Raw genomic sequence first — 10,541 nt, forward strand, 5'->3', positions numbered from 1 at the left:
CGTTCTGCATCCGGCGTTTACCGTGAGGAGAGGATTATGACTCAGCAATCCCCGCGCCATCACCCGCAACTTTTCCGCAGTTTCTTCCAGGGAAGCTTCCCCTGCTCTACCGCCCGTCGCAGCGGCGGGCGCCGCATGGATATGGTGATCAGCAGCGGGCATGACATGCTACTGGAAAAAGATTACGCCTCGCTGGCACAGGAAGGTTTGCTCACCGCCCGTGACGGCGCGCGCTGGCACCTTATCGAAGCTACGCCCAATGAGTACGACTGGCGCAGCTTCTTGCCCATGGTTCACGCGGCGGCGCGCAATGATATACAGGTCATCTGGGAACTGGCGCACTTTGGCTATCCCGACCATCTGGATATCTGGCGCGCCTCCTTTATCGACCACTTCGAGCGTTTTGCGCGCGCGATGGCACAACTGATGCGCGATGAGGGCGTACAGCACCCCTTTTTTACCCCCATCAACCAGATTTCCTTTTGGTCATGGGCGGGCGCGGACGTTTCCTGGCTCGATCCTTACGCCAGTGAGCGCGGGCGTGAACTTAAACGGCAACTGGTGCGCGCCTCGTTAGCGGCCATGCACGCCATCCGTGATGTCTATCCCGATGCACGTTTTGTGTTGACCGATCCGCTGGTACAGATCGCGACCGATCCTGAGAACCCTGACAGCAAACCTTACGCCGATGCACAGCATCAGGCGCAATTTGAAGCCTGGGATTGGATCGCCGGACGGGATGCGCCGGAACTGGGCGGACGCGAGGATTTTCTCGATATCCTTGGGCTGAACTACTATCCCGACAATCACTGGTTCTTCTCAGGAGACACCATCCCGGCCGATCATAGCGCGTATCAGCCGCTGCATCGTTTGATGTTGCAATGCTGGCAACGCTACCAGCGGCCGTTGCTGCTGGCAGAAACCGGAGCGGAGGGCGATGCACGCGCATCCTGGCTGCGGCATGTCACAGAAGAGGCACGGTTAGCACTGGATGAAGGGGTCGCGCTGGAAGGGATATCGCTCTATCCGGTGGTGGAGTATCCAGCATGGGCCGACGACCGTCGTTCACCGGGCGCCCTGTTTGGCTTGGGGGATCCGAATGGCAATCGCACGCTGCATGAAGCGCTGGCGCTGGAATTACGCAGTCAACAGATTAAATGGCAAAACCGGGAAAAGCAGCCTTAAGAGTGTTGCGTTGGCACGGTCTTGGGCGGGCAGGTTTGCACATCGAGTGTGGGATCGGCGGGATGGCGTACATCAGTCAGCCAGGTCATGGTGAACAGGAATACCACGCCAATTAAACAGGCGGAAAGCAGGCCAATTATGGCGATCAGTTTGTCATCTCGGGCTTCCATCGACATCTCCTTGCAGGCTTCCATGAACCGTTGCTGACCTTAGCTCATCCATAACGTCACCATCAGGACGAAGATTATAAGGGTAACAGAGGTCACTGCAAGTACCACAATGGCGAAGTGTGCGTCGTCGAGCGACTGTCTTAACGGTTCATCGTGATCGTCAGGTGGCGCGGGTGAACTCATGTTGACTCAATAACAAGAAGACGTTTTAAGCGCAGGATTGCCGCACTGAGTGTAATGAAATGCAGGATAAGGTACAGGATTATTTCAGCATGAAATGACAACGGGGCGCGATTGCGCCCCGTAAACAGCAGATTAGAAATCGTAGCTCATAGAGACTTTCAGGGTACGTGGGTCGCCCTGCACCAGATAAGTGCCGGTACCATCGACGTTGGCCCAGTACTTCTCATTCGTCACGTTATCCACACCGACACGCCATACCAAATCGTTCTGGCTCACCTTCATGCGGTAGCGCACACCCAAATCCAGGGTAGTGTAGCTGTCCAGCTTCAGCGTATTGGCAGAGTTGGCATACTGTGAACCGGAGTGATTCAACATCGCCGTAGCAGTCAGACCCTCAACAGGTTTGATGTCGTATTCCGCACCCAGCACATAGTTGTAACGCGGCACCCCAATCGCCTGTTTGCCATCGTAAGTCCCACCCGAGGTTTTCACCATGACTGGATCGATCCAGGTGGCACTGGCGTTCAAACGCAGGCCCAGTACAGGTTCACCAAAGACGTTCGCTTCCAGACCGCGATGGCGTTGTTCTCCGTCCATCACATACGCGCCGTCGCTATTCAGCAAACCGGATGGTTTCTTGATTTCAAACAGCCCCAGTGACCCGCCAACACGACCAAAGTCGGTCTTCACGCCAATTTCGTTCTGTTTAGAGTGTGCAACGCCCGTCACGCTACCGTAGTTGGTGGCAGTATTCGGTGCTACATCGCCGGGTTGCAACGCTTCGGTATGGTTTGCGTAGAAGGAAACCTCTTTCCACGGCTTATACACCACGCCGTAGGTTGGCATCCAACGGTCATTGGTGTAACGAGAGCTGACGTCCTCTGCACCTGTGCCATAAGCATAGTTACGCACCACCACTTTCTGATGACGGGCACCTACGGTAAACAGCAGCGTATCGTCAAATACGCCCAGGGTATCACTGAGCAAATAACCCTGAGTACGGGTGCGTGCCGTGGTCAGAGGGTCTGAGAACTTACCGCCTGCGAAGGTCGCAGCAGGTTCAGTAACGTCACCACTGTTGTAAATATTGAACGGCGTGCCCACCAGCGACATGTTATAGGCGTTCTTCGCATTGGTGGTTAATGCTGAATAGCCCACATTCACTTTATGGCTGACAAAGCCCGTATGGAAGTCACCACGCAGCCCCACCATGCCGCTCATGTTGTCCTGAATACGGTTGGAGTAGAAGCTACTAATGGTGCCATCACCGTTGGTGTCAGTGACCGTTGGTGAACCATAGTTACCGGTTTCATGCGCGTGCTGCGCACCCAAACCCGCATAGGCGGTCCAGCTATCGGTGATGTCATATTCGGCTTTTGCGATACCGAATTCCGACTCCATATCGCTGTACACCCATTTCTGGCTGTAGTTGTGCGAATTGGAAGGGACTTCTGGGATGAAGCTACCGAATTTCACGCCTTGCAGCGCATCGTGATAGGTCTTTTTCTGGTAGCCAACATCCAGCGATGTACGCAGACGATCGCCGCGATAATCGAGGCCCAGCGAGGCGGCCGTGGTGCGTTTCTTCTCACCATCGACACCGGTTTCACCCTCACGATGCACGGCATTAAAGCGTACGCCAAATTGATTGTTATCACCGAAACGACGTCCGACATCCAGCGTGCCGCCCACCTGAGAAGAGGACGTATAATCCACACCCACGCGAGTGATCGGCGTATCCTCCGCATGTTTAGGTTCAAGGTTAATCATCCCGCCGACGCCCGATGATGCCGCACCGTTCACCAGGCTGTTCGCGCCTTTAAAGATCTCAACACGGTCAATCAGTGAGGCATCCATGACCTGACGAGGCACCACACCTGGCAAACCGCCAAATGTCATATCGTCGCCATCCAGTTCAAACCCGCGAATGCGATAGGCTTCCGCGAAGTTACCGTAACCCTTCACGTTCTGCACGCCTGCGTCATTCTTCACCACATCAGCAATGGTTTTAGCCTGCTGATCCTGAATCATCTTCGAGGTGAAACCGATGACGTTAAACGGCACGTCCATGGCATTTTGTTCACCCAGCATGCCTAAGCGACCACCGTGGGCAATCTGCCCATCAAGATAGGCAGGCACTAAATCATTGCCGCCTGGCTTGAAATCCGCTTGTGGTGTCGCCGTGACGGTGAGGGTCGGCTGATCTTTTTTCGCATCAGCCGTTGAGGTTGTGGTGTTGGTGGTGGCAGCCATCACTGGCAAACAACCGGCACTGACCATAACAGCGAGCAGCGTCGGTTTCAGTCCGGGATTGAAAGGCGTCATGCGCATGGAAAACCCCTGATAAGAAGTAAAGTGATAATCATTATTATTGCGGTTTGCGATTATGCGTTCTGCTAAAAGGAAAGCAAGAAAAATCGCTGAACTTTCTTAGTCAGGAGTGGTCTGGCAGGGAGAAGCGTTAAGAAAGGGTAAAGATTGCGGAGATAGCGTATCAATTCAGCCATTTTCACGCATTTTAAGTAGGGATTTAAGGCCGGATAAAATTGAAATAGTCACGGCTTCGGTGAATGAGGCCGTGACGCAAAGGTGTATCAGGCATCGCGCCAGCGTTTAAACACCAATGAGGTATTGATGCCGCCAAACGCGAAATTGTTGGACTGGATATAATCGGTTTCAAGATGACGCGGTTCGCCGATGATGTAATCCAGATCGCCGCACTCTGCAGCGGGCTGGGTCAAATTCAGCGTGGGTGCAAACCAGCCTTCACGCATCATCTCAATGCTCATCCAGGCTTCAAGTGCACCACAGGCGCCCAGGGTATGTCCAAAGTAGCTTTTCAATGACGAAATCGGCGTGCTGTTGCCGAAAATCGCTGCCGTGGCTTGGCTCTCAGCGATATCGCCGCGATCGGTAGCGGTACCGTGCGCGTTAATATAACCAATCTGATCCGCCGTCACGCCTGCGCTCTTCAATGCCCGCTCGATACAGATCTGCATGGTTTCACGCTGAGGTTGGGTGATATGTGCCGCATCGCAGTTGGTGTGGAAACCCACCAGCTCGGCATAAATCGTCGCACCGCGCGCTTGCGCATGCTCCAGTGATTCAAGTATCAAGGTGCCCGCACCTTCACCAATCACTAAACCATCGCGCTGCTGGTCAAACGGCGCAGGAGAGGTCTGGGGAGCATCGTTGCGTTGGCTGGTGGCAAACAGCGTATCAAACACCGCCGCTTCAGATGGACACAGCTCTTCGGCGCCGCCCGCCACCATCACCGTCTGATAACCGTGACGAATCGCTTCCCATGCATAGCCAATCGCCTGGCTACCTGACGTACAAGCGCTTGATGTGGGAATGACGCGGCCGCGCAGGCCAAAAAACAGTCCGGCATTGACGGCGGTGGTGTGTGGCATCATCTGTACATAGGTGGTGCCGGTAATGTTGTTGGTATGCTTTTCGGTCAACATGGTGGCGAATTCGCTCACCGGTCCGGTACTGCCGGTTGACGAACCATAAGCAATGCCGGTTTCACCGTTGGTCAGCACTGGATGGTCTATCAATCCCGCGTGTTCTAACGCCAGTTCAGTGGCACGGGTGGCCATCAGTGACACACGGCCCATGGCGCGAATGCGTTTTCGCGTGTAGTGCGCAGGCAGCTCGAAGTTATCCACTGGTGCGCCGAGCAGTGTATGCAGCCCGTCATAAATCTGCCATTCAGGCATTTTACGCACTGCATTTTGACCCTGTTTCAAACGAGCCGCCACGGCTGGCCAGTTTTCGCCAAAGGCGGTGACGCCCCCCATGCCGGTTACCACTACACGCTGAATCACAGCATACCTCCGTTGATTGAAATCACCTGGCGTGTCACGTAGCCCGCGATATCTGACATCAGGTAGCTGGCGAGCCCGGCCACCTCTTCCGCTGCCCCCATCCGCTTCATCGGGATCATTTTCAGCGCTTCATCGATCACCAGCGGTTCAAGATCGGTCATGCCGGTATCGATCAAACCCGGCGCGATACAGTTCACGGTGATTTTGCGTTTTGCCAGTTCGATAGCCAGCGCCTTAGTGGCACCGATAATGCCTGCTTTTGCAGCACTGTAATTGACCTGCCCACGATTCCCCATCAGGCCAGACACCGATGACAAGGTTATGATGCGGCCGCCTTTGCGCAGGCCAATCATTGGCATCACGCACGGATGAATCACGTTATAGAAGCTGTCGAGGTTGGTGTGGATCACGCTGTCCCACTCATCTTCTGTTAACGCCGGGAAAGCGCCGTCACGCGTGATTCCCGCGTTATTGACCACGCCATAATAAGCGCCGTGAGCCTCGATATCCTGTTCGATGGCGGTTCGTGTGGCATCGCGTTGTGCGACATCGAACTGCAGTTTACGCCCGCTGCCGCCTGCTGCGGCCATCAACGCCAGTGTCTGTTCTGCGCCCTGCTCATCACGATGATAGTGAACCACCACCTCAAATCCATCCTGCGCCAGACGCAGTGCGATGGCGCGGCCAATCCCTTTACTGGCACCGGTCACTAATACGCTGCGTGTCATGGCTGAGTTCCTTGTTGTGCTAATTGGGTTAATTCTTGTTCATCCGGCTGATAGGTATTCAGACGGCCACTGGCGATCACTACGTCATTGCAGCGGATTTCGCCTTCAAAACTGCCGAGTTTGTCATCACGCATCAACAGGTGCATCTCAACACGTAAGGTGCTGTTCGCTGCAAAGCTCGGTGACGTCGCACGATAACCGCGTCCCCCCAGCAGCATGCCTGGACGAATCTCCGTGTCGCCGCGCTGGTGCGCATGAAATCCTGACCAGACGCCTACCGTTTGCGCCATGATTTCAACGCCAAACCACGCGGGTAATTCGCCTTGCGGGTTGAGAAACGGAGCCAGCACACCTGAGTGATTGAGGGTGACTTCACACACCACGCTGTCTTCGCTGACCAGAATCACGCGGTCCAGTAACAACATCGGTGCCCGGTGCGGCAGATAATGGCTCACCGGCAGAAAATCAGTCATGAGGCCTTCCTACAATCAGGCAGGTATTGTTCCCACCAAAAGCAAAAGAGTTTGACGCAATCATCGGACGCAACAGCGGTTGTGGCGACGTCAGTACTCCACACGCAGGCAAGCTACTATCCAGCGTGGTCGCGCTAAAATCCTGCGCCGGTAACGGCAAGTTGTACTGCAAAATTAGCGCCGCCAGCGCCGCTTCTGTAGCACCCGCTGCGCCCAGAGTATGACCGGTAAGATGTTTGGTCGAACTGCAGGGCACGCGATCGCCAAACAATCGATGTATCACCCCGGCCTCTACCTGATCGTTCAGCGGTGTCGCGGTGCCATGCAGATTAATGTAACCAATATCCTGCGGCTGCAATCCGGCCTGCTGCAACGCCATCTGCATCGCGTGCTCAGCGCCCACCCCTTCCGGATGAGGTGCTGACATATGCCAGGCATCCGATGACTCTCCCGAACCGAGTAGCGCCAGCGGCTGGGGTTCACGCGTTAGCAATAACAGCGCAGCGGCTTCGCCTATCGAGATGCCGTCACGCTCGGCGCTGAACGGTGCACAGTGATGTTCCGATAACGAATCCAGACTGGCAAAGCCATTGATGGGCATACGGCTCAATGAATCCGCGCCGCCGACCAGCGCCACATCGGCCAGGCCAGCATCGATCAAACGTTGGCCGCTGATCAGCGCACGTGCGCTGGAGGAACAGGCGGTTGAAATGGTATAAGCCGGACCATCCAGGCCAAGATAGTGCGCGAGAAAGCGTGAAGGATCGCCCAACTCCTGCATGCGATAGTCGTAACCGGGTAAACCCATATCTCGCTGACGATCGCCCTCATCCACGCCGGAGGTGCTGGTGCCGAGTACAATGGCAACCCGCTCACGGCCAAACTGCGCAATCGCCGCCTCCACCGCTGGGCGCATCTGATCCAGTGCCGCCAGCAACAGTTGGTTATTGCGGGTGTTATGCGCCGCCAGTTCAGTGGGGATCGCTGGCAACGTGCCCTGCACTTCCCCCAGCCAGCAGCCTTTGCCGTGCTGCAACCACCCTTCTCGCGGCTGCATGCCTGGCGCGCACCCTAAGGTGAGCTGGGTAGCAATTTCCGCGAGGCTGTTGCCCAGCGCATTCACCATGCCGAACGCTGAAATATACATCATGAAGAAGCATCCAGATGCTGGATTTGGATTTGATAACCGAAGGCGCGTTGATCGATGCTAATCGGCTCGCGCACGTTCCCGCGTTGCAGATAACGAATCAGTGTCACGACCTGACCAGCAGGATCGCGCAGTTCGCGACGATCGCCGCTGTCCACCAGTTGCCAACCCGGCGGCAACTGCGGCTGCCAGGCACTGATCGGCCAGTGGCTGAGCATCACATCCGCCAATACCTGGCTGGCGGGGGGCATTTCTGGCAGCGCCATCATCTGTTGCGTATGAATGCCGGTTTTATCATAGGTCACGCGGAACAGGCGAATACCCAGCGATGACAAACCCGCCAGGCTAATCTGCTGTGCATCCGCATTCAGCAACACCAGCAGAGACTGGGTTTTCCCTTTCGCGTGACCGGTCAACAATTGTTGCTGCTGAAAAGCCGGCGAAATCCCCGGAGCAGGCAAAGTGACACGCACCCCCGGTTTCAGCCATGCAGTGGGCCGGTTCGATTGGCTATCCTGTTGGGCACAGCCACTCAACAGCAGGCTGAACACCAGCAATAAGGCACCCGTTTTCATCGTTGCTTCCTTTTCCCCGGAGCCAACGCCATCGGCGCCAGCAAAAATGCACAAAAAATCCCGCTGCACAGCACCGTACCAAAGCCACTGATTGCCGCCGTGCTACTGAACACCAGCATGCCCAACGTGAGCAGCGTGGTCATCATCGCCAGCGTCACGGCCAGCATCGATGTTAGCGGCGTCCCGCGCGGGTTACTGAAGAACAGCGTGTAATTAATCCCAATCCCGAGCACCAGGATCAGCGCCAGCAGTGCAAACAAGTTCAGGCTGGCACCGATCCAGCCCAGCGTGGCCAGTGCCGCCGCCAGTGATAACCATGACGGCAAAGCACTGCGTAAACCCGCCTGCAAACCGAGACGCACGGTGTAACTGACCGTGATCAGTAACAGCGCCAGTGCCAGTAACCCACTCAACAAGGTGCGCCAAAAACGGAACAATTCATCATAGCTGGCCTTACGATCGACCCAACTCACACCGGGCTGCTGTGTCGCCAACTCTTGCAGCGCCAGACTGTTTTTCACCCCGTTCACCGGGACCAGTACGCTGCTGCGCCCATCGGGCAACGACAACCACAGTAAACGCCAGCCTTCACTGAGCGGGCTCGCCAACCAGTCACTGGCTTTTACTGGCATAGCATTAAGATCAGCATTGGCTGCGGTGATCCCCGCCTGCTTTAAGCGTTCAAGGATCGTAGGCGTCGCCTGTTGCAACAGTTGCATATCATGTTGTTGCTGCTTCAGGGAGTTCAGCGGCAAAACACGGTAGCCTGCTAACCAGCCCTGCTGCTGCGCCTGTTGTAATTTGGGCGCCAGCGCACTTAAGCGCTGCAACGCCTGCTGCTCATTCTCCCCCCAGACGACAAACCAGGTTTGATCCGCCTGCTGGCCGGTCAGTTGCGCCAGATGGCGGTCCTGGGCCAGTAATCTGGCGGGAGCACTCTGTAAATGGGCAATATCATCATCGATGCGTAGCTGGACCATACCGCTAATGGCATAAACGGCCACCAGCAGCGGCAAACCAAATTTCAGTAAATTATTACGACGCCAGGCGGCTAACCAGCGCGCCAGCCACACCATGGCCGGGATCGGACGCACTGGAAGCCCTCGCACCAGCCAAGGATAAAAACAGATCACCGTCAGGCAAGATGCGCTCAACCCGCTGGCGGCGAACACCGCCAGCTGACGCAAGCCGGGGAATGGCGCTAATAACATCAACAACCACGCGATGGCGGTGGTACCGAGCGCCAGCAACAGCGTTGCGCGGACTTTGTGCAGACTTTGCCACGGCGAAGATTGCTCGCCATGCACCATCCGCTCCGTCAGGTAGTACAGCGTATAATCGGCAGAGATACCGACAATACTGAGGCTCATCACCAGCGTAGTGAGATGCAGCTCACCAAAACAGATTAAGGTCAGTACCGTTCCCGCCATGGCACCTATCGCCACCGATAGCGCACACAGCGCCAACGGTCGTAGCGATCGAAACACCAGCCAAACCAGTACCAGTAAACCGCCCAGCGTGACACTGCCAAGGGTCTCCACATCGTGCTGGGCGCGTTGGCTGGCGTCATCACTGAACAACACCGTGCCACGTGTTAACACGCGTGCATCCGGCCAGCGGGTTTTCAACTGCTGCTCTATCTGATTCAACGCCGTCACCAACTGATGACTTTGCTGGATGCTAAAGGCGTTGCTGGCCAGCTCACCGTGCAGGAAATACCAGCGGCGTGGCTCGGCGTCATTCATCGTTAACCAGCCGTTATGCAGCACCATTTTGCTGGCGTTTTGTTGCAGCGCCAACTGCGCACCGCGCACCAGCAACAGGGGATCATTGTGGATCTCTTTGCTGCCTACACCGGCAAAGGCCGAAAACAGCTGCGCCAAAATCCAGTCCGCTTGCACACCACCGCCGTTTTGCAAGCGCGCGCGAGTCAGGGGATCAATTAATCCATTGCGATGCTGAAACGCATATGCGCCCCAGCGCTGCATCTGGTCATCATCCAGCGCACCGCTCACCTGCCTGAGCATCGGCAATGCCTGCAACTGGCTTTGCCACCATGCCGCCACTGCATCACCGTCTTGCGCTTTAGCACTGACCAGCCACACCAGTTGGCGGTCAAGGCGCTGCATAAAGCCCTGCTGAATCTCAGCCGGAGCCTGCCCGAGATTTTGCTGAGGCAACAAGGCCAGTACACTGCTGTTTAACTGGCTACGCGGTAACAGCACCGCCAGTGCCACGGCGAGTGCCAGG

The 10,541-nt window shown here is 56.1% G+C and carries 9 protein-coding genes; 1 reads left to right on the top strand and 8 read right to left on the bottom strand.

Features of this window, described 5'->3' with window-relative positions:
- Window positions 1–36: 36 nt before the first annotated feature.
- Entirely contained in the window at window positions 37–1,185 is a 1,149-nt protein-coding gene (locus PSSD_RS16570) for a glycoside hydrolase family protein (protein ID WP_058972980.1), read from the top strand.
- Here the strand turns inward: PSSD_RS16570 and PSSD_RS27790 are convergent.
- The 8 genes from PSSD_RS27790 to PSSD_RS16605 form a co-directional block, all read right to left on the bottom strand.
- The gene (locus tag PSSD_RS27790; RefSeq protein ID WP_167347682.1) at window positions 1,182–1,355 is read right to left on the bottom strand and encodes a hypothetical protein; all 174 of its coding nucleotides are present in this window, start codon (window positions 1,353–1,355) and stop codon (window positions 1,182–1,184) included. The two genes, PSSD_RS16570 and PSSD_RS27790, sit on opposite strands and share 4 nt — an antisense overlap.
- Window positions 1,356–1,670: 315 nt before the next feature.
- Window positions 1,671–3,869, bottom strand: a complete 2,199-nt coding sequence (locus PSSD_RS16575; protein WP_058972981.1) for a TonB-dependent receptor — start codon at window positions 3,867–3,869, stop codon at window positions 1,671–1,673.
- 263 nt (window positions 3,870–4,132) lie between these two features.
- Complete coding sequence (locus PSSD_RS16580; protein WP_201023825.1) at window positions 4,133–5,368, bottom strand: beta-ketoacyl-ACP synthase; 1,236 nt, start codon at window positions 5,366–5,368, stop codon at window positions 4,133–4,135.
- Window positions 5,365–6,096 carry a 3-ketoacyl-ACP reductase FabG2 gene (locus tag PSSD_RS16585; protein WP_039328894.1) on the bottom strand — a complete coding sequence of 244 codons (732 nt, stop codon included), beginning with the start codon at window positions 6,094–6,096 and terminating at the stop codon, window positions 5,365–5,367. Before PSSD_RS16585 ends, PSSD_RS16580 begins: the two co-directional genes overlap by 4 nt.
- Window positions 6,093–6,569 carry a hotdog family protein gene (locus PSSD_RS16590; protein ID WP_058972982.1) on the bottom strand — a complete coding sequence of 159 codons (477 nt, stop codon included), beginning with the start codon at window positions 6,567–6,569 and terminating at the stop codon, window positions 6,093–6,095. The genes PSSD_RS16585 and PSSD_RS16590 overlap by 4 nt, the downstream gene beginning before the upstream one ends.
- Window positions 6,562–7,719 carry a beta-ketoacyl-[acyl-carrier-protein] synthase family protein gene (locus PSSD_RS16595; RefSeq protein ID WP_058972983.1) on the bottom strand — a complete coding sequence of 386 codons (1,158 nt, stop codon included), beginning with the start codon at window positions 7,717–7,719 and terminating at the stop codon, window positions 6,562–6,564. Before PSSD_RS16595 ends, PSSD_RS16590 begins: the two co-directional genes overlap by 8 nt.
- Entirely contained in the window at window positions 7,716–8,291 is a 576-nt protein-coding gene (locus PSSD_RS16600) for a DUF3261 domain-containing protein (protein ID WP_058972984.1), read from the bottom strand. The genes PSSD_RS16595 and PSSD_RS16600 overlap by 4 nt, the downstream gene beginning before the upstream one ends.
- A complete protein-coding gene (locus PSSD_RS16605; RefSeq protein ID WP_082672325.1) occupies window positions 8,288–10,540 on the bottom strand; it encodes an MMPL family transporter in 2,253 nt (750 codons plus the stop codon). Before PSSD_RS16605 ends, PSSD_RS16600 begins: the two co-directional genes overlap by 4 nt.
- Window position 10,541: the final 1 nt, after the last annotated feature.

The organism is Type-D symbiont of Plautia stali, from assembly GCF_001485335.1.
In the GTDB taxonomy this organism is placed as follows: domain Bacteria; phylum Pseudomonadota; class Gammaproteobacteria; order Enterobacterales; family Enterobacteriaceae; genus Pantoea; species Pantoea vagans_C.